General features: G+C 40.0%; 20 protein-coding genes. 3 read left to right on the top strand and 17 right to left on the bottom strand.

Going from position 1 to position 24,142, the window contains the following annotated elements; translation table 11 throughout:
• Positions 1 to 6: 6 nt before the first annotated feature.
• The 16 genes from ACYIA1_RS15675 to ACYIA1_RS15600 form a co-directional block, all read right to left on the bottom strand.
• Positions 7 to 2,079, bottom strand: coding sequence for a TIGR04157 family glycosyltransferase (locus tag ACYIA1_RS15675; RefSeq protein WP_081033169.1), 2,073 nt, complete (start codon positions 2,077 to 2,079; stop codon positions 7 to 9).
• Positions 2,079 to 3,305, bottom strand: a complete 1,227-nt coding sequence (locus ACYIA1_RS15670) for a TIGR04157 family glycosyltransferase (RefSeq protein ID WP_008773245.1) — start codon at positions 3,303 to 3,305, stop codon at positions 2,079 to 2,081. Before ACYIA1_RS15670 ends, ACYIA1_RS15675 begins: the two co-directional genes overlap by 1 nt.
• Before the next feature lie 12 nt (positions 3,306 to 3,317).
• Positions 3,318 to 4,190, bottom strand: coding sequence for a lanthionine synthetase LanC family protein (locus tag ACYIA1_RS15665; RefSeq protein WP_050758721.1), 873 nt, complete (start codon positions 4,188 to 4,190; stop codon positions 3,318 to 3,320).
• 12 nt (positions 4,191 to 4,202) lie between these two features.
• Complete coding sequence (locus ACYIA1_RS15660) at positions 4,203 to 5,366, bottom strand: 6-bladed beta-propeller (RefSeq protein WP_211738612.1); 1,164 nt, start codon at positions 5,364 to 5,366, stop codon at positions 4,203 to 4,205.
• Positions 5,367 to 5,390: 24 nt separating this feature from the next.
• Complete coding sequence (locus ACYIA1_RS15655) at positions 5,391 to 6,542, bottom strand: TIGR04150 pseudo-rSAM protein (RefSeq protein WP_008773248.1); 1,152 nt, start codon at positions 6,540 to 6,542, stop codon at positions 5,391 to 5,393.
• A 5-nt stretch (positions 6,543 to 6,547) separates the two neighbouring features.
• A complete protein-coding gene (locus tag ACYIA1_RS15650) occupies positions 6,548 to 7,987 on the bottom strand; it encodes a radical SAM peptide maturase (protein WP_480335809.1) in 1,440 nt (479 codons plus the stop codon).
• Positions 7,988 to 8,106: 119 nt separating this feature from the next.
• Positions 8,107 to 8,286 (bottom strand): TIGR04149 family rSAM-modified RiPP, encoded by a 180-nt coding sequence (locus ACYIA1_RS15645; protein WP_080707583.1) that lies wholly within the window; start codon positions 8,284 to 8,286, stop codon positions 8,107 to 8,109.
• 115 nt (positions 8,287 to 8,401) lie between these two features.
• The gene (locus tag ACYIA1_RS15640) at positions 8,402 to 8,788 is read right to left on the bottom strand and encodes a LytTR family DNA-binding domain-containing protein (protein ID WP_008773250.1); all 387 of its coding nucleotides are present in this window, start codon (positions 8,786 to 8,788) and stop codon (positions 8,402 to 8,404) included.
• A 1-nt stretch (position 8,789) separates the two neighbouring features.
• On the bottom strand, positions 8,790 to 10,613 hold the full coding sequence (locus ACYIA1_RS15635; protein ID WP_121962632.1) for a hypothetical protein: 1,824 nt from the start codon (positions 10,611 to 10,613) through the stop codon (positions 8,790 to 8,792).
• Between the two features lie 10 nt (positions 10,614 to 10,623).
• Positions 10,624 to 11,142 (bottom strand): glycoside hydrolase family protein, encoded by a 519-nt coding sequence (locus tag ACYIA1_RS15630; protein WP_229040560.1) that lies wholly within the window; start codon positions 11,140 to 11,142, stop codon positions 10,624 to 10,626.
• 8 nt (positions 11,143 to 11,150) lie between these two features.
• Entirely contained in the window at positions 11,151 to 11,858 is a 708-nt protein-coding gene (locus ACYIA1_RS15625; RefSeq protein ID WP_095231433.1) for a glycosyltransferase family 32 protein, read from the bottom strand.
• A 5-nt stretch (positions 11,859 to 11,863) separates the two neighbouring features.
• Positions 11,864 to 12,082, bottom strand: a complete 219-nt coding sequence (locus ACYIA1_RS15620; protein WP_080707584.1) for a DUF3244 domain-containing protein — start codon at positions 12,080 to 12,082, stop codon at positions 11,864 to 11,866.
• A 222-nt stretch (positions 12,083 to 12,304) separates the two neighbouring features.
• Entirely contained in the window at positions 12,305 to 12,670 is a 366-nt protein-coding gene (locus ACYIA1_RS15615) for a DUF3244 domain-containing protein (RefSeq protein ID WP_008773255.1), read from the bottom strand.
• 104 nt (positions 12,671 to 12,774) lie between these two features.
• Positions 12,775 to 14,502, bottom strand: coding sequence for a tetratricopeptide repeat protein (locus ACYIA1_RS15610; protein ID WP_211738608.1), 1,728 nt, complete (start codon positions 14,500 to 14,502; stop codon positions 12,775 to 12,777).
• A gap of 361 nt (positions 14,503 to 14,863) precedes the next feature.
• Positions 14,864 to 16,432, bottom strand: coding sequence for an ATP-binding protein (locus ACYIA1_RS15605; RefSeq protein ID WP_480335805.1), 1,569 nt, complete (start codon positions 16,430 to 16,432; stop codon positions 14,864 to 14,866).
• Positions 16,433 to 16,715: 283 nt separating this feature from the next.
• The gene (locus tag ACYIA1_RS15600; RefSeq protein ID WP_048926906.1) at positions 16,716 to 17,891 is read right to left on the bottom strand and encodes a 6-bladed beta-propeller; all 1,176 of its coding nucleotides are present in this window, start codon (positions 17,889 to 17,891) and stop codon (positions 16,716 to 16,718) included.
• A 128-nt stretch (positions 17,892 to 18,019) separates the two neighbouring features.
• Here ACYIA1_RS15600 and ruvB point away from each other — a divergent pair, with 128 nt between their 5' ends.
• Together ruvB and ACYIA1_RS15590 are read left to right on the top strand one after the other, a co-directional pair.
• The gene (ruvB, locus tag ACYIA1_RS15595; protein WP_008778665.1) at positions 18,020 to 19,045 is read left to right on the top strand and encodes a Holliday junction branch migration DNA helicase RuvB; all 1,026 of its coding nucleotides are present in this window, start codon (positions 18,020 to 18,022) and stop codon (positions 19,043 to 19,045) included.
• Between the two features lie 11 nt (positions 19,046 to 19,056).
• Positions 19,057 to 20,553 (top strand): lipopolysaccharide biosynthesis protein, encoded by a 1,497-nt coding sequence (locus tag ACYIA1_RS15590; protein ID WP_008778664.1) that lies wholly within the window; start codon positions 19,057 to 19,059, stop codon positions 20,551 to 20,553.
• Here ACYIA1_RS15590 and ACYIA1_RS15585 read toward each other — a convergent pair.
• Complete coding sequence (locus ACYIA1_RS15585) at positions 20,550 to 22,637, bottom strand: sensor histidine kinase (protein WP_480335802.1); 2,088 nt, start codon at positions 22,635 to 22,637, stop codon at positions 20,550 to 20,552. The genes ACYIA1_RS15590 and ACYIA1_RS15585 overlap by 4 nt on opposite strands.
• A 132-nt stretch (positions 22,638 to 22,769) precedes the next feature.
• Here ACYIA1_RS15585 and ACYIA1_RS15580 point away from each other — a divergent pair, with 132 nt between their 5' ends.
• Complete coding sequence (locus ACYIA1_RS15580; protein ID WP_048926904.1) at positions 22,770 to 24,128, top strand: TIGR00341 family protein; 1,359 nt, start codon at positions 22,770 to 22,772, stop codon at positions 24,126 to 24,128.
• Positions 24,129 to 24,142 lie beyond the last annotated feature (14 nt).

Below are 24,142 nucleotides of genomic sequence, written 5' to 3'. Positions count from 1 at the left end.
TATATTTTACTTATAGTTCTTACGTAAAGATATGGTTGTCTCGGTTGGAAAATTATCCGGAACTGGTTGTGTCACTTGTCCGGTAGCAGCCCACTCGGCACCGCGAAGCAATGTAACCTGAAAGCCGGCACATTGCATGGCTATATTATCGTCAAGCGAATTTCCGGCGTGCCCCAAAGTCGTATGGAAGATACGTGTTTTTCCGTAATCGACCGTAAACATTACTAATTCATCTCGTCCGGATCCTTTCGTTGTAGGATCGGAATATCCCCAAAACAAGACATCTTTGATAATACCCGTCCCACGCATCCGGTCATACAATTCATCTTGTGCATGCAACCATGCAGCAGGAAGGCCTTTTGTCACTGGATGCTCCGGATTGCCACAATGAAGTACAAACTCATGTCGGCAACCATGTGAACCGGCACATCCGGAAGATTTATCATCATACTTCAAGTAACCGTCTTGCCGATAGATATAGGGACCAGCCGTCTCTTCACGTCCACCCCAGCCCCCAAAGCCGATGATCCGATTATATTCTTCCCAATCTTTGAAAGCATTGTTTGCGGCATGGTAAACCACCACGCCACCTCCATTTTTCACAAACTCTAAAAAAGATTTTTCCATTTTTTCTGGCCATCTGTCACCGTTATAATCAAGTATCACCAACTGATAGGAAGAAAAATCAGGGTCGAAATTCGACATGATCTTTCCTGTTTTAGGCGATATGGCGACATTGACCGTAAAAAGTCCGGAGTTCTCAAGAATCTGCTTAATCGCAAGGTGGCTGACTTCCCAATTATGATTGCTCTGGCCGGTTACGATCAAAACTTTAATCTTACCTTCATCACGATTCCAACATGACTCATACATTTTCAACATATTCTTGCGAAATATATCTATAAAATAGTTGTTGAGATACTTTCTACGCCCGTTTTGCCCCATTTGCTTGGTTTCAATCGGATGTTGGAGTAGGTATAACATCTTTTCAGCCAATAGTGAACTATCAATTTCTGTTTTATCTGCATATTCCATCACAGGAATGTGTAAGCCGGTAATATTATTCTCTATCATTTCATATAAACCGGTAGAAGTACTACCTATGATTGGTAATCCATGCATCATCATTTCTATGGCAACGTAACTACATTGTTCGTGAAACGATGGCATAATCCCCATATCAGCTATTGTATATAGTTCGTAAAGTTTCTCTTTGTTTATCAACCCTGTCCAGATGACATTCATATAAATATCATCACATTCGATCAAGTGGACATCGAACTCTCCATTTCCGGCAATGATAAAACGACATTCCGGATGCGTCTTTAATACTATTTTGAATGCCCTTAAAGCATATTTTAATCCTTTTATATAGTCTAATCTTCCGGCAAATAGAAAAATTGGAGCATCGGATATACCATATTTTTTCCTTAACGCTGATTTTTCAACACTGATTTTACTATCGGTAAGCCCATTATATACGACTGTGATTTTATCCGGCTTTATTTTGTAATCATCTTGCAATACAGACATTGTCTTTTTCGAAAGACAAATAATATGATCCACTACGTCAAAAGTTTCCTTTTCTTTTTGGAACTCCTCTTTCAAATATTCTATATCCTCACGGTTCTGAACCGTTTCCTGCGTTTTACATAATTGCCTAAAATGAGTCAAATTGCCTAACAGTTTGAAACACCAATCGAAATAATGTATAGTCAATACAATCTTGCAATCAAACGCCTTTTTTAATTCTTTTGCAAATTTACTGCTATGGTTGGCATTCAAATGAAATATCAGATTGCTTTTATCCTCAATGTATAATTGTAGCAGGTATACAATATTTTTATAATACAAATCATTTAGGAGATCAGTCGCCATTTGTTCTATAGGCTCCGGAAAATACCATCGCTTTATGCCATCGCTTGTCTCCTCCATTTGCATTTGAGGTACGTGCGCCCTTAAATTTACCACGCATACCTTAATCTTGCTATGACGAAGTGCGGTGGTTAGTTCGCGAATATAGGTGCCAATCCCATATACCGCTGCTTCGCTCGATGTGTGAAAAATATATAGGTTCATTATTGAAATAAAGAATTATATGTTTTTACCATATTGATACGGAATATTTCCGAAGCATAATTGTCAAGATACCTTTTCCGTCCGTTTTGTCCCATTAGTTTGGCTTCGATTGGGTGTTGCAACAAGTATATAATCTTTTCCGACAATAACATAACGTCTATTTCCACACTTTCAGATAGTATGGTAAGAGGTATTTTTAACCCACAAGCATTATTAACCACCTCATTTAATCCCGATGTAGTTGTGGCTACCACAGGCAATTCGTGCATCATCATTTCAATAGCCACATAGCCGAATGGTTCGAATAAGGATGGTACAATCCCAATGTCTGCTATTTGATAGATTTCATTCAGGTCTTTTTTATTCAATAATCCGGTAAATGTTATTTTCGTGCAAATATCTTTAGCCTCTTGGAAGCATATATCATAATTACCGCTACCAGCCATTATGAGACGGCAATTCGAATAAATTTTTAAGACGTTTCGAAAGGCTTTGATCAAAAAAAGTATTCCCTTGATTTCATCAAAGCGACCGGCAAAAAGTATTATTTTTTCTTCTGCCGATAAATTCCATTTCTTACGAAGAGCTATGCAGTCTAACCTATCGGACATATCCTGTAAGCCATTTGGAATTACAGATATTTTAGCGATATCAATGCCATAATTCTTACACAAAATATCTTTCATATAGCGTGTCATGCAAATGATGTGGTCTACTGTCGAATAATAGGTTCTTTCCACCTCAAACATCGTTTGCAGCCTTTTCTCCAACGCATCCGGATGCTTTTGTTTCAAAATACGGGATAACCGTTCGGGATTGTCATAAATGGTAAAGCCCCAATCGAAAAAGTGAGAGACTGCTACAAGTTGGCAATCAAACGCATTTTTCAGTTCTTCTGCCAATTTCCCGCTTTCAAAAAAATTCAGATGAAATATCAAGTTATCTTTGTCTTTGATATGTAGTCGAAGCAAATAAACGACATTCCGATAATACAAATCCCATTGTTCTTGGTCGTTTGTCGTTCGTTGATCCGATATGGCTAAAGGGAAGTGCCAATATTGAATTCCATCTATCCATTCTGTTTGTATTTGAGGCTTTTCGGATATTAGATTTACGACACAAATATTTATATCACGGCCTTTCAAGGCGGTAACCAATTCATGGATATAAGTGCCTACGCCAAATACCGCTCCACGCCGGGTTTGATTGAAAATATATAAATTCATATTCAATGCGAGTTACAATAGATTCACCCATGATATATTTGCTCGATCCAATGCGGCCAACCGTATCATGCCCTCACCTGCATATCCATTAAGAAGTCCTGTAGCAACGGGAGCTTTTCCCATTTCCAAATCCGGAATTTGTTTCAAAGTAATATCAACGTTGTCGTGTATCGGTTCGTGCAAATAACGATGATGTAGATAAACGCGCGCAATATTACCAACGACCGACTCCTTTAATCGTGGAATAGCTTGGATTAAATCCGGTGATTGTACTCCCCATATCCTCCGACATTGTTCCAAAAGCCCAGTGTAACGATCAGAACCGGATATTTCTTGCAAATCATATAAAAAGCAATACACATCAATTTGCTCTTCTGCAGATATATCCGGTAAATGTTCTTCGATCAATTTAACAATAGATGTTAGACATTCACGTGCCTGCATTGCGGGCGTAGGGAAATTCAGACGTGTCATCCAATACCGCCCATAGCCAGTTAATCCGTTGTATTGGCTGAAATCCTGCCAGGGATCATATTTCACAGCCCGATACATTCTTCCATCAAAATCCTCACAAATATCATCTTCAATGTCCAGAAAATTATTTCGGATCATATAATCGAATCCGACACCGATACCAGCTATCCCTTTTTTATAATTTGCTGGACTGTTGACATGTAATTGATTCAATATTTGATCAATCAAGTCCATAGCATAATCAGCAAACAACATATTATTTGTATATTGTGCATAATGAAAAAAGAAAATAGCGATTCCCATCTTACCATGTACCAACCCAGGACATTCGGTTAATGTACCGTTAAGCAAGAGCATATCGGTAATTTGTTGCAGATCCTTTTTTATTTGAATAGTATTGTTTTCCGACATTGCGATATTTTTTTACTTTTTAGATTTCACCAACATTACCACCCGATTGTCATCCTCTTCCAATGTCGCGGCCACTTCTTTTAGTTTGCCTTTCAACTTTCCCTTTTGATAGTCCCGGCAAAGATCGAAAGCGTTCAGGGTAGCCCATGATTCACCTTGGGCATTGATAGGGGTCAGCATAACCATATAGAATTCATTTTTAGAAGTATAATCTCCATTGTATATAATATACCTAGAAAACTCCTTTTCTTGGGTATCATACACAAAGTAGGTTTTAGGGAATCCTTCTTCTTTCCTGAAATCATATACGTTTTTTATACCTTCCATGAAATAATAGCGATTGGATATCAACCTCGGAATCAAGAACACTTCCGGATCCATGGTATGGATAGGTGGCGTTCGTGCGATAAACGGACGTAAACTGCAATCGGGCATCAATGTGTAGATCGTATCTGATGAGGGTTCTAATAGCATCCAATTACCATTAAACGGAGTGATTCTGCTGTAAGATCCCGGTCCGGCAGCTCTTGTACTATTTTCCATCCGTAAGACTTGAAAAAAGTACTTCTTCTCTTTAAAGGAAGGTCTTATTTCCTTGGTTATGCTCCCGTCCTGCTTCGATACGAGCAGGAAGGGTATCTCAGCATTGATTTCATCGTAACAAATCAGATTTTCTTTGTCATAATTGAATATTTCCCAATAGAACTGAGAGTCACCTTCTGTTTTCTGCTTCAAACTGCGTTTAAAATTTCCCTCTAAATCATAAACCTTTATTCTTTTCTTATAGTGATCATTTATAAATATTTCATTGTTTTCTTCGTCCAACGTAACACATCTAAAATTTATATATTCTTCCCCTCCTTGTCCTTTACGGTTTATCTTACGGATGGCCTTTCCGCTCCGGTCATATACGAATATATTCCCATCATTATTATAATTTGCCACTATTATGTATTTTTCACCAACCGCTTGTACATATCCCTGATTAATAAACTCATCGTTTGTTTCCAGAGGAATGTATTCCACATCCATGAAGTCTTGCAGGACCAGTTCTTTTTTAGTTGAATAACCTTCATCTACATCCACGGTTATAAACTCATCGGTCGAAGAATGACCGCCTCTGCACCCTGTCATTGCAAACAGGGTGGTTATTCCTATAAAAATGAATGTTTTCATTTGCATATTATTTTGTTTACTCTGTTATTCTTTTACATGACAAAGATTGGAACGTCCAATAGCTATCTCATAATTGGATGGAGACGGGCAAATCCATTGATAAACACAATCCGTGCAGGGGGCTTGATTACGAACACGAAACCACGATTTGCCCTCTTCAACTTCTTTGTGTAAGATTTCTTGGATATTGTTGACATGGATATTTCCCAACGAAGGGTGGTTAAGATTGGCATACACATCCCCATTAGGCAGAATGGTGATTTTTCCAAAGTCATACAAATTCATGGCCTGGCGAGCGAAAAAATCTTTCATGGTCATAGGAGAGGATAAAATATCCTCTTTCGAAAGAAAAACTTCGTTTTCAAAAAAGCGAATATTATTTCCGGTATAATTGGGCTTTAATCTGTATTTATCTATCTGATATTGTTCAATGAGTCGCTCCGACTGCTGAACATCCTCTTCGGATGATACCTCAAACACAAATTCCACCGGCAAAGCTTGACTAAGCAAGACTTTCATTGCGTGATTCCACCGTTCCACATCTATCGGAAAACTAACAGAAATCTGGTATGAAAAATTATGCGCAAAAATCGGTTGAAGAGCAATTATATTTTTGTAGGAACACAAAAGATTTTTCGGTGAAGAACAGTGATCCAGATAAGAAAATAATTCACCATAATTGGGAACCTCCTCCATATTACCAACAATATTAAATGTCAGATTTTTCGGAAGCGTTATCAAGAAATGAATTAACTTTGTTATATTAGTTGTCGCATCTATATGTAAAGATATTTCAAATAGTTTTTCCAGTATATTTTTATACGAAGAAAAATTATTTTTTTTGTATAGTTCCTGTTCCTTTGAATAATTGTAAAAGGGCAATATCTGAACCGGTTTGCCATCCGATAAAGAAACATTTATTACATCTCCCATGAATTTTTCACGAAGTTCATCAACAAAACAACAAATCTCTTCCTGCCGATATCGTTCGTGAGTCAATAAAGCGACACCGCAATTTTTTTCTTGAAGAGTTTCTTGCAATAGCTCTACAATTTTCTCATTCGTTGACTCGATTGTAACTCCATCAAGTGTATTATATAATAAAATATGTTTACTTTTTATATCAACAAACACATAAGGTTCAATAGTAAACCAATAATCGGATACGTTCTTCATAATCTTTATTCTATTACTACATTTTTTACTATTTCAGCATAATCTTGCGGATACTTTTCAAGGAAAGTGAAAATATTTCTCAAACTATTCTCAAAATCCTTCTGATTTTGATGGTATTGACAAACAAACCCCTCTTCATTTGCTTTATCTATATTTTCAATATGAAACAGACAAGAACCACAATACTTATAAGCATAACAGGTTTGGCAAAACTTTTGGATATGTTTATAATAAAAATTGTATTGCTGCGTAATTTCTGGTATATTGAATTCTATATCTTCATCCACTTTTCCCATCGAATACCGATAGTCTATTCTTTCACAAGGCAACAGCTTGTTTCGATTGGTCAATAAAACCTTTTTTGAGAATGGCGTACAAGTACTTGTAGGCAACTGCTTTTCAATACTATACAATAATTCTCTTATATTGGATATGTAATAATTTATCGAAATATATTTCAGATAATTTGTTAACTCTATGTATGACAGCGAATTTTTGTGTGTTAAACGAGCCAACTCAGAATTCACCTTACGGAATTCGGAATCGCTGTCTGCCACACTGTGATACATACTGTTAAATCTATCTTTATTACACGGCCTAATATGCCTTGTGTTTAATTCTGATACTCTTGGTATTTTATTATATCGTGTATAAATAAATTCATAAATTTCCTTTATTGTATTTCTGTCATGTAGAACAGCATTAAACGATATATTTTTTAGAAAATAGTCTGGATAGTCTTTTTGAAGTCGATCCAAATTTTCAATTACTTTTTGAAAGGAATTTTCGTTGTCTTTTTTAAATGTTCGATAGCTATGGCATTTCTCATTACCATCCAAACTGATTAACAAACGGAAATTATTGGCAACTAAAAAATCCATATACTTATGAAGCAACCTAGTGTTAGTTGTCATAGTATATTCAAGATCAAATTGCTTGGTAAGATTCAATTCTTTAGAAAGTTCTACAATTTGTTCGATAAACGTCATATTCAAGAGTGGCTCGCCGCCATAAAAACTAATGGACAATTTATCATTTTTCTTTTTAGGCTTATGGTTAAAAATAAATTTCAATAAATGAATGGCCTTATGAGTATCTATTTTCTTACTGATTCTTTCATCATATCCATCATACAATTCCCCAAACGCACAATACGTACAACTTAGGTTACAAGAATCAGTCACTTCAAATACGACTTGCTTGATATTCTTTATATTGTCTTCAACTATTGATTCTTCCAATACCGCAAATTCGGTTGGTTTTGACTTTGTAAAGAATCCATGCGCTTTCAAATAGGCATATTTTTTTACATAATACGAATTAACATCCGTCAATTTTTCAGATGTTTTCTTTAATTCCGGATGTGCCAACATAGACAATCTGCTCTGATCATCGTATATGTATAGATTTTTATTCTCTGATGTATAAAAAAATGATTGTATCATATTAGACCTAATTAGTTATTGTAAAATGCAACCAATATAATATCTATTGGTTGCATTTTTTATAACCAAAATTCATATTCATGACAGAAAAGAATTCTGGCTTTAGAATAAAAAAACGATTAATAGTGATAAGATGTATTACTACCTCCAAAATTGTTGTAGTAACTCCAGTCAGAACTTCCTCCACAACCACAACCACCACTGGTGCATCCACACCCGCCTTTTAAGGCATTTAGCTTACGTCGATCCAATTCTTCTTGACCGAATTGATTCAACTTGATTTTACCAACTTTTTTCATAATATTTACTATTTAAAATTCACATACCAATGTTAGCCACTTTTTTTTATACCGTCAAACTAACTTAAGCCATTATTACTAAATGCGTATTTTTCGCTACTGAACGTGCACTTTATTAAACCTTATTCGGATTAGCATACAAAAGGAAAGCCTCTCGGACTGCTTTTTTTCTACGTTCGCTAATTTTATACTCCAAACCTCTTTTCAAATGAATCCAATACGAACCATCTTTGAATATAAATTCAGATACATGGTTCATATTGACAATAACTTGCCGATTTATTCTTGTAAAATTATTTTGCAACACGGATTCTATTTGGAGCATACTTACATGAACTAAAACCTCTTCATCTTTAAATATCAGCCAAATGTTGGGTTTATTGTACACAAGTGCAACCAAATCACTATGTAAAGAAGTTTTTAGACCATTCCTATAGGAATAAATGATCATATTGTCTTTCACTTTCAGTATATCCATATTATTTGTTTTTTCTGTTTTCATCTTACCAAAACTCAATTTTTATATTTGAATCCTTTGCAAAGCCTAGTAATAATTCTTTTTGATAAGTTTTGCTTGATGCCAAACAAACAACCTTACTTGGGCTTAAGATTCGTAAAATCGTCTCAAACGTATTTGCGTATGAGAAGAGTCTAGGGAAATTTTGTTCGATACTATCATTCTCAAATACCTTTTGTTCGGAAAATTCAACTTGTACAGCTGTAACTGTCTCTGATAGTTCTGTGTCATCCGGAATCTCATATTCGGATAATAATAGAATAGGAATCTCTTTTCCTTGTAAAAAAGTCGATACATGAGCCAGTTCTTCCTCGTCTGTTAGGTAAACCAAACAACATCTTTTATATGGAGATAAAAGCCTTGTCCAAGGATGGCTGTCTATATTAAAGTTATTTGTGGTATTCCTTTTCTTTTCTATCCACTCAAAATGATTCAAGAAATTAGAGATATTGCGAATAGACTCCTCGATGGATTTTCCAGCGATACGAGAACGTGTATAATCCATTTGTTCTTTCGAAATGAAAGACAATATATATACGAACAATGCGTTTTTTATGGAATGGTTGCCAAGCATGAGTCTTAGGGTATCCCTAGCCTCATATTCTTGAATAGCTTTTCTTATATATTCTTGTATGATTGTATCAAATTCAATTTTGTATTTTTCCAAATCGAGTGGACTCACCTTTCCCTGAAACTTCTCTTGCCTCCAATTTACCAATGTGCGCCAAGGAATTGAATGACGTTGCGCAGAATAGAAATAAGAAAACATGGGTTCAAAGCGTGAACATATGAATAAATTTTTTCTTCTTTTCAGCTTTGAATAATTACATTTCTTGAATTTCTCTAGAGAAATGAACCGATCCTTCGCTTTTTCATACCAATATTGATAAGTTTCAGTGTGCTTTTGAAGACATGGACGTAAATGAAACCATATCAGCCCACCATCAAATAGCTTTTTATTGTGAAACATTACTTCCAGAACTTGATTGTAGCCGGGAGCTTTTGGCAAATAACAAGCTTGGTAGGTCATTTCTTCAGAGACCTCGAAAAAGAAAAGATCTCGCACTCCGTTGAATGGGCATAGAATGTCCCGGTAGGTTGTGTCTATCTTTTCGTCTCCTAAAAAAGTAAGCCATTCTCCGTTTTTTTGTAACACATTGATACCAGAGAGGGATACCAATATTTTATCTTGTTTGATTCTTTTTTTCAAATAGGAGAAATAGAAAGGAGCCATCTTTATCGCTAACCAGTCTTGCCATTTTCTTTTTGGACTTTTGCCCTTTTTAGAATTATGCAGGTAAGATATATATAGCTTATAAGCTAGTTGTTCCAAAGGGTTGATCCGGACTTTTTGCTCGGTGCGGTAGGCATCACAATATTTTTTGAATGATTCGGAAAAAAATAGCTGATCTGAATCTATCTTGATCGCATAGCGATAGGTTACTTTTGAAATCGCGTAATTCGTGTATCCGGAAAGGAGATGAATCGAATCCTTTGGCAGATTCATGATCTCTTGAAATTGTTCATCCGCTAAATCTATAGGATAGATATAGGGGTGGTATTCAAAGATTTTGATTTTATCGGGGTATTTGCTCTGTTTTCTTTTAAGTATATTAGCTGTCTCATCTGTACAATTGTGATATACCGCAATCAGCTCATCTAATCCTTCAATACAGGACTCTATGCAAGCATCTAGGAAATCCGCGCTGTTTTGGCAGCGCAATATACCCGTTACCCCTAAAGGGCGTTCTTTTGTCAATTGTGATAAATCGACAGCGTATTCGGTATAGTCCTGTTGCTTAGAGTTCATCGTAATTAAATTATTGATTCATTTCTAATTGATTTTGAGAAAAACAAGTTTCCCAAATTTTTTTCTGTATATAGCTCTCTCTATAAGGACTATATGGCAAATCTCTTTGTGCATCTTCTCCTATGTACTCTTTTCTAAACATTAAATATGTATGATAATCCTTTAGTGTATCGTCATTCAAAATTTCTGTTTCTTGTATCTTTATATCTATATCCGATAATACATCTTTGATCTCACCGGTAATAAAACGTTCTCTTAATAGATAGGTGATTCCCCATCCAATGCCACATAATCCATCTGACAAATCAAGAGATAAATTATCCGGAAGCTCCATTATAGATTCTAATATCTCGTCCGCGAATTGTTCATATAAAGCATCTCCACTATAACGACTGTATTCATAAAATAGAATAGTCATGCCTAGCTTACCGTTATACAATCCGGGATGCTCTAGAGCCTCTGTTTTCAGTACCCCGTAACGGAGTAGGTCTTTTAGTATGCCTTTGTATTGAATGAATAACTCTTTCATATCGTTCATTAATTGTAAAATGAAAAATTCGTATCCCAGCTACCAAAAAAATAATGAGAACAATATGCTTCCTTTATTTTTTCATGGAATGAGGCGGTCTCTCCCTGATAGATATATGAACCCATGTCATCTTTCGTCACAGGCGTTACTTTTGAATAAGGGAAAAGAGTAACCTTGTATCTTTTCTTCAAGGTATTAAATATCCGTGATATCATCAATGGGCCTGTTGTATGCATCACCTTTTGTGCTGGATAGTCCCGTAACATTGCATCAGTAATTTCTTTTAAAATGTCTATCCATCCTCCGCATCTTGGCTCAGAAACCATAAATGCGTTTCCTATTAGGGTGGGCATACTTGAGTTGAAATTATGCTGTGGAGGCTCCTCTCCGAACCCTATCGCCACATCTTCTAATAATGGCTCGATAGGCTTAAAACATTCCGTATCCAAATCCGTATAGACTCCCCCATATACATATAATATCATATAGCGAATCGTGTCCCAACGTTGTACATTGTATGGAAAACTTCTATACAAGGAAAGATACTCCGGAAAATGTTTTTCTACCAACTCATCCATTTCCTCTCCGTTCCAAAGGTGATATTCCCAATCTGGATTCTGCTCTCGCCAAGTTCTTGCCAAGATTTGTAAGCGGGTGGGCATACATGGTTCTGTGCGCCCCTCCCAGACTTGATGTATGATTTTAGGGATTGCCATATGCTTTATTTAATCTCGAATTTTCCTACTAGCCATCCTAACTTATGGGTCAAGACTACTAGGTCTGTGTTTGTTTCTATTCCGTCCAATGGAATGTTGATAATATCGCCTGTTCCTCCGGAGAGTACATTCTCATACATTATATTACCTGTATTATCCATAATATGGATAGCTAGATCATCTAATGCATCTATGAAATGGACACTCAAGATATTTCCTTCTATAGATTATGTATTAGTTCTTGATTAATGACAAACTTAGTATTTCTGTAAGGTTATACTTAGAGTTCCTAATAACATAATTCAATGCAAGCATCCAGGAAAAACGTATCATTGGGGGCACTGTACAGTGATTATCACGTTTAACGATCTTTTTTGGTTAATAGTGATAGATCAACTATATGATACTGTTTAATCCTGAAGCTTGCATATGATAAAGAATAATACCTAATTATTTTGTATGATGAATTCTCCCATAAGCTGCCCTAGGCGATGTTCTAACACTACATAAAAGCATCCTGTGCCAGCCTGATCTAAAGAGATGGATACACATTCACCTGCTTCGCCGGAGACTACTTCGTTATATAGGATAGCTCCTTGTTCATTTACAACTTGAACAGTCAAATCATCTAGAGCATCGATAAAATGTATGCTCAATAGATTTCCGTCGATGGATACTGTTGGAGGAGCAGGAGTGACAGAGCGATAATAATCGTCATGCCATTTGCCTTTAGTTGGTACATTATCTCCATAAACAGACAGTGGCGAAAAGAGGCCAAATAGCATCAATAAGGTTAATAATTTTGTTTTCATAATATTTTGTTTTTCTTTTTGCAAAAGAAAAGCTTTATTCTCTAATAACAATGAACATGGATGAACAATTGGCATTTTCGTTTTTGTTCATTTTCTAACACTGACTATAGGTCATTGATATATAGATCGAAATCGGAGGCTTTTCCTGTTTTGCCGCTCATCTTCAGATAAAGTCTTTTCCGTAAGACTGATATATTACTATGGTTTAATAACATAGAAAGACGTGAGGGTTTCACATGGATTCTCACTAAATAGCATAACCGTTCCATTTGTATCGGTATTTTAGGGTAAGCTTCTTGAAGTTTTTGTGCAAAAGACGGATAAATAGCGTTTATAAGCTGAAACAGCTCTTCCCAATCCTCGGTAGACGGTTTCCATTCCTCGTTTTCATGAAAGTTTTTATAAACAGATGAATTTTTTAGGTTCTGTAATAATTCAATCTGATGTTCTTTTTGGGCATACAATGCTTGGTTCTTTTGTTCGAAGTCCTGTCGCAGCTTCTTCTTGAGCTCTTGCTGTTCCTGATCTTTCTCTTGTAAAGATCTGTTTAATACCTCTATGATTTGTTTATTATGCTCTATCTGCTCTTTATATTTTAAGACGGTCTTATCGCAAGAGAAAATCTTTTCCCGATCTTTTTCTTGAATTTTCAATAGGTCTTTTTGTCTTTTCTTATATTTAAACAAAAGATAAGTGGTTGGTAGAACTATCAAAAGGCAAATAAGACTGGTTACAACCATCCGTAGGTTTGCATTGGCCGTTTTTACTCGTTCTTCCGCTAGGGCTTTTTGTTTATCCTGTTCATCATAAAGAACTTGTCTGCCTCTAATCGTATTCGTGACTTCTATCTGGTCGAGTGTATCACGCATCATTTCATATCGTTGACTCAACTCCGCATAAAGGATCCATTGTTTTGTCGATAGGGCTATTTGGGATAGATGATAAACAGCCCCCGCTCTCGTGTCCAATCGCACCGCTTTTTCCAAGCATTGTTCTAAATAGATCTTTGCTGAATCTAATTGACCGCATTGATAATAATATTCGCCTAGTGTCAAATAGAACGGATAAATATCATTTCCCAATGCCTGCTTGTTTGCCATGATCTCACGGAGTAGACGTTCCGCTTCCGGGTATGTCTTTGTTTGTACATATAGACTCGATAATTCGGAATAAACAGAGAGCACCTTCCTGCTCACCATCAAATCGAGAGTTTTAGAATAACAGGCGATAGCGCTGTCTTTTTGGTGGATTATCTCATAAATGCGTCCCAGATCTCGAAGTGCATAGACTTGACCGATAGAATCCGATATTGCCTTGAAATGCATGACCGCCTTTTGCTGATAAAGCAAGGCTCGTTCATATACATCTTGTTGGGTATAAAGCATTCCTATACCGTTATTAATCCTCCCCAGTAATGCGTGGTCTTCAATCTGCTCCTCATTCTGTAAGGCATTTAAGAAACACTCTTGCGCTTTCAATGGATGATTTAGGTTTTGATTGATCCGTCCCTTATAGAACCAAGCTTTCGCTTTTCGTTCCAGATCGTCTGTTTCCTCATAATAATCCGTTGCGATCGTGATCAGCGAGTCGGTTTCATACTTAACAAAAGTCTTGTCTTGTGCTTCTGTTAACAGCAAATAATAATGTGCCTTATCTTTTCGGGATAGGTTTTCTTTGTTCTCTATTTGTTCAAGGAGCATTAAGGCGCTATCCGGATGTTGGGGCATAAGGTTCTCTATTTTTCGGAAGTCTATGGTTTGATGGCCCATTCCGTCGCAAGAGATCCATATAATAGGTATTAGAATTAACAGGAAAACAATGTTTTTCTTCATCTGCGTATTATTTGTTGGCGATAAAGATAATACAAAAAGGCGAGGATATTCCGGCTGGAGAGTCCGACTTTTTTGAACGGTTTTTATCTCTGTCGTAAATGTGTTGAATAACAGATTGTTGCACTAGATACAAACCATCCGCTTATGGCTTGTCAAATGAATAGCTTACGGCTTGTCAAGTGAATAACTTACGAGTAGGGGTAGCCGTAAGCTTACGAGTTGGGAAATGATTAGTTATTCACTTGAGAAGCCTTTTTGGGGAGAAGATATACTTCGATGCCACTTGAAGTATATCTTCTCCGGGCATAGGATATATACTGTATCGGCAAAGTAAGTATATCTGGATAAAAACATGACTTTTTCACCCAACCAGCCACTTCTCGATATTGCGGGTCTCGGCAGAGAAGTTCACGCCGATCTTGAAGACCTCCCGATTGTCTCCGGCGAAGGGTAGGGCGTAGCCTTTCTCCTCGATTTGCCGCAGGGCCTCCTCGGCGGTTCCGTTGAGCTTGAACTCCATGATATATACATAGCGATCGGTTTGCAATACGAGGTCGATACGCCCGTTCGAGGTACGGTACTCCACTTGCGTGTATAGGCCGACCAGCTTGAAGACGATGAAGAGGACGTTCCGGTAATGCAGCTCCGTGTCTCGTTCCGGCTTTTGCCCGGCGATCACCTCGTAGGGTGTGTCGGCGAAGAAGCTTTGGAGGCGGTGGAAGAAGGCGTCGTAATTGCCAGACCGTATCTCCCGAACGAACTGTCCGATCTCGAAGGGGGTCTTAGAGGCTTGTATGCTCGTATAGAAAGGAAGTAGGTATTTGACGAAACCTTCTTCCACCTCCTTGTTCGGGAAACCCAGTCGATAAATGCCAAACTCAGGATCATAGCCCTTGATGGTAAGATACCCGCTTTGGTAGATGACGGGTATGGGATTGTTCGAGGCGGAGTCGATGCTGTTGAGCACGTCGGCGTCAGTCTCCGTATTGGCCATCTCGTAGAGGTCGTAATGGGTGTGCTTGAGCAGCTCCACGAGGTAGGAGGGTGTTCCGGTCTCGAACCAGTAGTCTCCGAATTCCATCTTAGCGAAGGTATTCAATAGGCTGAATGGATTGTATATACCCTCGGACTTGGCGGTGAAATGGTATCCGTCATAGCGTTGCTTGAGTTTTAGACAGGTTTCCTCGTAGGTCGTCATTTGGGTATCAGCCAGTTCCTTCACTTCGTCTTCCAGATAGGCATGTATCTCTTTCTCTGTGATGCCGCATATCTCGACGTACCGATTATCCATCGACAGGTCCATGAGGTTGTTGAGGTCGCTGAACACGCTTATCTTGCCGAACTTGGTCACACCTGTGAGCAGGGCGAAGCGGATGGCCCTATCCATGGTCTTCAATACGCCGTAGAAGGGTTTGAGCATGTTCCGGAGCCGGTTTTGCATCTCCTCGTCGTGCAAGTTCTGTAGCAAGGGCTTGTCGTACTCGTCTATCAGGATCACGGCCCTTTGTCCGGTTTTGCGGTAGGCCCGGTCGATGATTCCGGCGAAACGGAGGGGCAGGGTCACTTCCGAGGGACGTGTCCCATATTCGTCTTCGTACCGGGACAGGATGTCGTTTAATATCTTGTATAAGCTATCCGGAGAGTCATATTGGGAGATATTCAGGTCAAAATGGAGGATTGGGTATTCTTTCCAGTCCTTTTCCAGTTTCTCCATGGCCAGTCCTTCGAACAACTCCTTTTTCCCTTGGAAGTAGGCCTCCAGCGTGGACAGCAACAGGCTTTTCCCGAAGCGTCGGGGGCGGCTGAGGAAGTAATACTGTCCGGTAGTAACCAATTGATAGACCAAGGCTGTCTTGTCAATATAGAGATAGCCGTCCTTGCGAATTTTCTCGAAGTTCTGTATGCCGATGGGATAAATTGTCTGGTTCATATCGTCCTATATTTTATGCGACTTATAAGCAAAGTTACATAAAATATAGGAGAGGAACCGTATCTTTAGAAGTAAATTTTCAACAATAATATCTTACTATGAAGTCGATTCATAACTAGCTGATAATAAGATAGATAAATATGCTTGTCGGATTTCCGTAAAAACACGTACATGTTTTCACGGATTCACGTACGTGTTTTTGGAAATTCACGTACGTGTTTTCCGAAAAACATGTACGAATAAAAAACAAGTCTGGAAAAATAGACAATAAGTAAGAAGTTTTTTACTCCTTATACTTAGCCACCATAATCACGGGGTTGGATTCCTCATTCAATCCCGCTGCGATCTCATTCAAGCGGCCTTTCAGCTTACCTTTCCTGTAGGCTTCCACCAACTCATTGGCTTCTAGTTTCTTTATGAAAGCGATCCCATCGTTATTGATGATCTTTAGTATTCCGTGTTCGTACCACATATCAACGGGTGTCTGATCTACGAAATCGTTATTATATACGACACACTCAAAGATAGCGTCCTCTTGTTTATCATATACCAAGTCGGTTCTGGGGAATCCGGTTTCTTTCTCAAAATCCCATTGTTTCTTTGTTGTTTGCATGAAATAATACCGGTCGGTAAGAATACTTGGATAAAGAAATACTTCCGGGGCCATAGAGCGGATAGGTGGAGTCCTTACGATAAAGGGTTTGATAGAGTGATCTTGGGAATAACTATAAATCGTATCTGTAGATGGCTCTATTAAGACCCAACTTCCATTTTGGGAAATTAATTCGGTATTACGAGGTCCTGCGGACCAAATTCCTTTTGATAAAAACGGTGATATCTTATGCTCATAAGGGAGTTCGATTTCCTTGACAATGCTCCCGTCTTGTTTGGACAGGAGCCAAAATGCGCTTTTTCTCAGATTTTTATAATTGCCAATCTCATCGTAGCAGATTAAGTTGTCTTGATCGAAATTGTATATCTTCCCGCTATTGAAATTAAAATCTTTATCGTACTTTAAAGTTCGCTTAAAGTTTCCGGACAGGTCGTATACGATAAACTGGCTCGAATAGTAGTTGTTGATAAACAGCTCACCTTTCTCCTCATCGAGGGCAATAGACCCGATATTCGTGTATTCTTGGCTACCTTGGCCGCTGCGGTTGATTTTTCTCTGGCCTTTTCCGGTCCGGTCGAAGATAAATATATCTCCGTCTTGTCCATTCTTGTTTCTAAGGATTATGAGATTTTTGCCGATGGCTTGCATGCTGGCTGAGGTTATGAATTCCTCATTCGTTTCTAATGGGATGTATTCCACATCCAAAAAGTCTTGAAGAATCAGTTCCTTCTTCGGATAATTTGCCGTGATATCCACGGTTAAAAAGTCGTTAGCCGGTTGCTTGCCACTTTCGCATCCCGTTATCAGGAACAGGATCATCGCAGAGATTGTGAGTATAAGTTTCATGGTAGTATGTTTTTAAAGGTGTCCCTTTAGCAAACATATGCTTTTCTCACTGTCAGAAAAATATTTTATACATCTATTTTCGTGAATGTGTTGTTTAACATTATCTTTGCAAGTCAATGAACGTGAATATGGAAGATGATTTTGATATAAGGGATGCCCGGATGCCGGAAAACGAGCGAGAGTACGAGAACGTGCTTCGGCCGCTTTCGCTCCGTGACTTCAGCGGGCAGGCGAAGGTGGTGGAGAACCTGAAGGTGTTCGTCATGGCTGCCCGCATGCGTAAGGAGGCGCTGGATCATGTGCTTTTGCATGGACCTCCCGGGTTGGGAAAGACGACGTTGTCGAATATTATAGCGAACGAGTTGGGGGTTGGTTTCAAGGTCACGTCGGGGCCGGTGCTGGATAAACCGGGAGATCTGGCCGGGGTATTGACCTCGCTGGAGAAGAACGACGTGCTTTTTATCGATGAGATTCACCGGTTGAGCCCGATCGTGGAGGAATACCTGTATTCCGCTATGGAGGATTACCGGATCGATATTGTGATCGATAAAGGACCAAGCGCTCGCTCGATACAGATCGATTTGGCTCCGTTTACATTGATTGGCGCTACGACCCGTAGCGGCTTGCTGACTAGTCCGCTGCGTGCCCGTTTCGGTATCAATATGCACTTGGAGTATTATGATATGGAGACGCTGACGAAGATCGTGCTCCGTAGTGCTAATATCTTGAATGTAAAATGTGAGTTGAACGCCGCTAGGGAGATCGCTTCCCGTAGCCGGGGTACGCCTCGTATCGCCAACGCTTTATTGCGCCGTGTGCGTGATTTCGCTCAGGTGAAGGGGAACGGGGATATCGATAAGGCGATCGCTTGCTTCTCTTTGGAGGCGTTGAATATAGACCGGTATGGCTTGGATCAGATCGATAATAAGTTGCTAACGACGATCATTGATAAATTCCAGGGAGGCCCGGTCGGATTAACGACGATCGCCACGGCTTTGGGCGAGGACCCCGGAACGCTAGAAGAAGTGTACGAGCCTTTCTTGATCAAAGAGGGCTTTATCAAACGCACGCCCCGTGGCCGTGAGGTCACCGATTTAGCTTATACCCATCTGGGACGTAGCCGGGTGGGGGAACAAGGTTCTTTATTTGATTAGACAGATACGATATGGCAGGAGGAATGAAGCGGCTCGCTAAAGAGACAGCCGTTTATGGATTGAGTAGTATAGTGGGGCGTTTCCTGAATTGGATGTTGGTGCCGATGTACACACGTGTGTTGGCCGGGACAGGGGATTATGGGATCGTGACGAATTTATATGGTTGGACAGCCCTGTTGCTGGTCTTGCTTACTTATGGCATGGAGACGGGTTTTTTCCGCTTCATCAACAAAAAAGAGGAGCAAGAGCCGATGCGGGTGTACGCTTCCGTGCTGTATTGCCTGCTGGGAAGTTCGGCGCTGTTTAGCGTAGCGGTTTTCGCCTTGTTACCATCTATTAGTGCCGGCTTGGGATATGGTGACCATCCGGAGTATATCGGGATGATGGCGGGTATCGTGGCGGTAGACGCTTTTTGTTGCATTCCGTTCGCTTATCTTCGGTATAAGGGAAAAGCATGGCGTTTCGCCGGGATTAAGTTGCTGAGTATTTTCTTGAATATTATCTTGAATATATTCTTCTTGATCACTTGTCCGTGGTTGCATACGCACTATCCGGAGGCGATAAGCTGGTTCTATCGTCCGGATTATGGGGTAGGCTATGTATTCGTGGCGAACGTGTTTACGACACTGATAACCTTATTGCTTTTGATCCCGGATATCTTGCCGGGCATACGGGCGAAAGTAGACGGAACGGTATTGAAACAAATCTTGCGTTATTCCTTCCCGATCCTCATTCTAGGTATTGCCGGTATCTTTAACCAGACGGCAGATAAGATCCTGTTTCCATTCTTGTTTGATGATAAGGAGTACGCGAACGAGCAATTGGGTATATACGGCGCATGCTTCAAGATCGCCGTGGTGATGGTGATGTTCACGCAGGCTTTCCGGTATGCCTATGAGCCGTTTATTTTCGCTAAAAACAAGAGCGATGATAATAAGAAAGCCTACTCGGAAGCGATGAAATATTTCATCATATTCGCCTTGTTTATCTTCCTCGGGGTAATGTTCTATATCGATATCTTGAAGTACTTTGTCGGGCCGGCTTATTATCCCGGATTACGGGTAGTGCCGATCGTGATGCTGGGCGAGTTGTTCTTCGGTATTTATTTCAACCTCTCCTTATGGTATAAGCTGATCGACCAGACACGATGGGGCGCCTATTTCTCCACGATCGGATGTGTGGCCACGGTCTCTATTATCTTGCTGTTCGGTCCCTCGTACGGTTATATGGCTTGTGCGTGGGCATCGTTCTTTTGTAATTTATTGATGATGCTTTTATCCTATTTTGTAGGACAAAAGAAATTCCCGATCGAGTACGACTTGAAATCCGCATTTCTTTATTTCGGAGTGGCGACGGTGTTATACGTGGCAGGCATGGCACTGCCGATACAGTCTGAATGGCTCCGGTTGGGATACCGCACGATCTTATTAGGCGTATTCATCGCATTTATGGTTAAAAGGGATTTACCTTTACGAGAACTCCCGTACGTAGGACGTTTCTTCCGTTAATCGGTAGGTTCGGAGGGCTTGGACGGCGTGGCGATTGGCATCGTGATAACGAAGCGTGAGCCTTTCGTATAAGACGGATCTGTCTTTATCTTACCGTTTAGCCGGTTAACGATCAAGCGACATAGGTAAAGCCCCAGGCCAGAGCCGGGAATGAAATCATTGGTCTTCGTGAAACGCTCGAATATCCATTCCTGTTTGTCTTGAGGGATGCCGCAACCCGTATCTGTTACCGACAGGGTCACTAAATTGGCTCCGCTATCCAGATGGTATGAAAGCGTGATGCTTCCTTTCTCCGTGAATTTATTCGCGTTTGCCAGCAGATGCGAGATGATCAAACTGAAATAAGCACGGTTGGTCAAGATCATATCATTCTCCTTATCGCCTTCCACCACATAGTTGATCTCCGGCTTCTCTTGATATTTCTTTACCTGTTGCATCTCATGTAAACAAAGCTCATGGATACGTGTGGGAACAAGAGGAAGGGAATCATTGCCGCTATCGAGCTGGGCGATCTCAAGGAGATTGTTCAGCATGGAAGTCAAGTGGTAACAGTTTTCATAGATAATACGGCTGAAAGCCTGTTTCTCGTCCATGGAGATATCGTCGTTGGTGATGAGTTCCGAGAAACCGTTGATTGCGTTTAAGGGAGTCCGTATCTCATGCGACATATTCCGGATGAAGGCGGTCTTCATCTCCTCGCTCTCTTGTGCTTTCTGGTTCGCTATCAAGACCTGCTCATTGGATTTTTGTAGTGCTTGATAAAGAGATCTCATTTTGCCTAGCCGGAAAAAGATATAGAATACGGTGCATAAAGCTAGAAGCAATAAGGACATATACAGGTAATTCTCTTTCTTGCTTTCCTGTAATTCCAGTTCCAATGATTTCTTTTCGATCACCAACTCGTTCGCCCCTTTCTCGATCTCCAGATTTTCCATTTTCTTCCTGAGTTCTTGCATACGCAAGGTATCTAGCAATACTGCGTACTCCTTGGATGTCTCATAGGCCTCCTTGTACATCCGGAGGCTGTCGTAGGCGGCAGCTTTGGCGGATACATAAGCGATTACATGTTCCTTGTAAAGCGGTATCTGTTTGGAGAAATTGATCAAAGAGTCGCTGAACTCAATGAATTTCTTATAGTCCTTAATACCTAGGTAATAATTCGATGAGGTGTAGTAGAGCTCATACTCCGGGGCGGCGCTAGCTGATTCCGGATAAGTTTTCAACAGATTCATGAACTCACGGTAATAGGAGGTCGCCAAATCTTTTCCGATAGCCTCGGCGCTAATGGCAAGGTTTGAATAAGCGCTTAATAAATGGCGTTTGTTGATCGCGTAAGGACGTTTCCTCATCTCCGGGATATTAGAGTAGCCCAAGATCGTGTTTAGGTAACGGGTAGCATATTGTCCTCGTTCTTGAGGGTCACTCGCATAAGCGCATAGCATGAAATAGGTGTTAGGCAAGAAATTGTACGCATATCGTAGGGGCAGTTTTTCCGCCTCGGCCAGAACATTATCGAAATATTCTTTCCCTTGCTTGAAGTCCTCCTGAAGCATGTTCTCTTCCATGACGCTGTTGCTGACAGCCATACCAAGTACATAATTACAGGCTATTTTCTCATAGGGAGACAATTTGTCGGGTTCCTCCAGCTTGAATAGGCAATTCATGAGGACTTTCCTTCTCGGTTCACCGGATGTGTAGAATATGACGCGCGTATCTTGGATCATTTTCATGAACGATACGAGGCTGGTTCTGGCTTCTCCTTTTAGCTCCTGCTCGGCTTTGGCGATATAGACATTTGCGCTATCGGTTTGGTCCGTGTTGATATAATGCCGGAGAATCTCGGTCAATGCCGCTTCCTTATAGTAATTGTCATTCGCTTTTAAGGCTTCCTGATAGAGTTGTTTAGCGTTTACTAATATGTCATCGTTTCGTGAGATGTCCATTAAATTGGTAAGGATTTCCAATCTTGAGCGTTCGGAGGTTGCTTTTTGCAAGGCGTTTTTGAGTGAGTCTGGTGTGGTCGTTTGAGATGAAACGACAAAGGACATAAACAATAAGCATAAAAGCATTAGATATCGTTTCATACAAATAGGATCTCTTGTTGTTGTATTGTAAATGCAAATATACGTAATCTCACCATAAAAAAGCTATTAAATAGTTAGAAAAACAAACAATTGAAATATCTTTGCATAAATATGGGACAAGATTAATACCGCATGGAAAAAGGATTGCTACATAAACAGATTATGGATTTTTTTGTCCGTAATTTCGACGTCAGGCAGGAAAAGGAAGATGAGCTGGAGACGATAGAATCCATTAAAAAGGGGATAGAGTTTAAGGGGACGAACTTATGGGTACTTATTTTCGCTACGTTTGTCGCTTCTCTCGGGTTAAATACCAACTCTACGGCAGTGATCATTGGCGCGATGTTGATCTCGCCGCTGATGGGACCGATCATGGGATTCGGCTTGGGATTGGGTATCTCTGATTTCGAGTTGATCAAGCGGTCGTTCCGTAATTTTGCCACGGCTACGGTCTTCAGCGTAATAACGTCTACCTTGTATTTTCTCATATCACCGATCAGTGAGGCCCAAAGCGAGTTGCTTGCCCGTACGCAGCCCACGGTATACGACGTGTTGATCGCTTTCTTTGGCGGTCTGGCGGGAATCGTGGCGAGCTCTACGAAAAGCAAGGGAAACGTGATCCCGGGTGTGGCTATCGCTACGGCGTTGATGCCTCCGCTTTGTACGGCGGGATTCGGTTTGGCGAGTGGTAATTTATATTACTTTTTCGGCGCTTTCTATCTGTATTTTATCAATACGGTATTTATTAGCTTGGCTACTTATGTGGTGGTACGTTTATTGAAGTATCCGAAGAAAGTATTCCTGGATAAACAACGGGAAAAGATCGTGACCCGCTATGTCGGTATTATCGTATTCTTTACGATCGTACCCAGTCTTTTCTTGAGTTATAACTTAATCCGTAGCAGTTATTTTAATGAGAGGGTACGAACGTTTGTCACCGAAGAACTGAGTTTCCCGAATACGCAAATATTGAGTAAGGTGATTACGGATACAAGCGAGAAGAAAGAGGTAAAAGTGGTGTTGATCGGACAAACCGTACCAGACGAGATGATCGCGAACGCAAAAGCCAAAATGCCAAAATACGGATTGAAAAATGTCCATTTGATCGTACAGCAGGGCTTTGGCCAGGAAGCGACGGATATCAACGAGCTGAAGAGCCTGTTGATGCAGGATTTGTATAAGAATAGCGAAGAGGTGCTGCGTGTGCAAACCATCCAGATCGATTCTTTAAAACGGCAGGTTGACAAATACCAGAGTTATGGGCGCCTGACATCCGAGTTGATCCCGGAAATGAAAGTGTTGTTCCCCTTTGTGGTAGAGGCTTCTTGCTCGCATACCTATATCGTGAATACGGAGACGGCGAAACCGGATACGGTCATGCTGGTTTATCTGAAGAGTAAGACGAAGGTGAAAGAGGTTGAGCGTAAAAAGATTACAGAATGGTTGTCGGCCCGTGTCGAGGTAAAAAACATTAAGTTACTAATCGAATAATTTAGACTAATAAG

The organism is Parabacteroides sp. KHUB-02, assembly GCF_056640955.1.
This window is presented reverse-complemented; position numbering and strand designations above follow the sequence as displayed.

What these genes read in the sequence shown, in the direction of transcription:
- ACYIA1_RS15675 (WP_081033169.1), bottom strand. Translation starts at nt 2,079, where the DNA reads ATGAACCTATATATTTTTCACACATCGAGCGAAGCAGCGGTATATGGG.
- ACYIA1_RS15670 (WP_008773245.1), bottom strand. Translation starts at nt 3,305, where the DNA reads ATGAATTTATATATTTTCAATCAAACCCGGCGTGGAGCGGTATTTGGC.
- ACYIA1_RS15665 (WP_050758721.1), bottom strand. Translation starts at nt 4,190, where the DNA reads ATGTCGGAAAACAATACTATTCAAATAAAAAAGGATCTGCAACAAATT.
- ACYIA1_RS15660 (WP_211738612.1), bottom strand. Translation starts at nt 5,366, where the DNA reads ATGAAAACATTCATTTTTATAGGAATAACCACCCTGTTTGCAATGACA.
- ACYIA1_RS15655 (WP_008773248.1), bottom strand. Translation starts at nt 6,542, where the DNA reads ATGAAGAACGTATCCGATTATTGGTTTACTATTGAACCTTATGTGTTT.
- ACYIA1_RS15650 (WP_480335809.1), bottom strand. Translation starts at nt 7,987, where the DNA reads ATGATACAATCATTTTTTTATACATCAGAGAATAAAAATCTATACATA.
- ACYIA1_RS15645 (WP_080707583.1), bottom strand. Translation starts at nt 8,286, where the DNA reads ATGAAAAAAGTTGGTAAAATCAAGTTGAATCAATTCGGTCAAGAAGAA.
- ACYIA1_RS15640 (WP_008773250.1), bottom strand. Translation starts at nt 8,788, where the DNA reads ATGAAAACAGAAAAAACAAATAATATGGATATACTGAAAGTGAAAGAC.
- ACYIA1_RS15635 (WP_121962632.1), bottom strand. Translation starts at nt 10,613, where the DNA reads ATGAACTCTAAGCAACAGGACTATACCGAATACGCTGTCGATTTATCA.
- ACYIA1_RS15630 (WP_229040560.1), bottom strand. Translation starts at nt 11,142, where the DNA reads ATGAAAGAGTTATTCATTCAATACAAAGGCATACTAAAAGACCTACTC.
- ACYIA1_RS15625 (WP_095231433.1), bottom strand. Translation starts at nt 11,858, where the DNA reads ATGGCAATCCCTAAAATCATACATCAAGTCTGGGAGGGGCGCACAGAA.
- ACYIA1_RS15615 (WP_008773255.1), bottom strand. Translation starts at nt 12,670, where the DNA reads ATGAAAACAAAATTATTAACCTTATTGATGCTATTTGGCCTCTTTTCG.
- ACYIA1_RS15610 (WP_211738608.1), bottom strand. Translation starts at nt 14,502, where the DNA reads ATGAAGAAAAACATTGTTTTCCTGTTAATTCTAATACCTATTATATGG.
- ACYIA1_RS15605 (WP_480335805.1), bottom strand. Translation starts at nt 16,432, where the DNA reads ATGAACCAGACAATTTATCCCATCGGCATACAGAACTTCGAGAAAATT.
- ACYIA1_RS15600 (WP_048926906.1), bottom strand. Translation starts at nt 17,891, where the DNA reads ATGAAACTTATACTCACAATCTCTGCGATGATCCTGTTCCTGATAACG.
- ruvB (WP_008778665.1), top strand. Translation starts at nt 18,020, where the DNA reads ATGGAAGATGATTTTGATATAAGGGATGCCCGGATGCCGGAAAACGAG.
- ACYIA1_RS15590 (WP_008778664.1), top strand. Translation starts at nt 19,057, where the DNA reads ATGGCAGGAGGAATGAAGCGGCTCGCTAAAGAGACAGCCGTTTATGGA.
- ACYIA1_RS15585 (WP_480335802.1), bottom strand. Translation starts at nt 22,637, where the DNA reads ATGAAACGATATCTAATGCTTTTATGCTTATTGTTTATGTCCTTTGTC.
- ACYIA1_RS15580 (WP_048926904.1), top strand. Translation starts at nt 22,770, where the DNA reads ATGGAAAAAGGATTGCTACATAAACAGATTATGGATTTTTTTGTCCGT.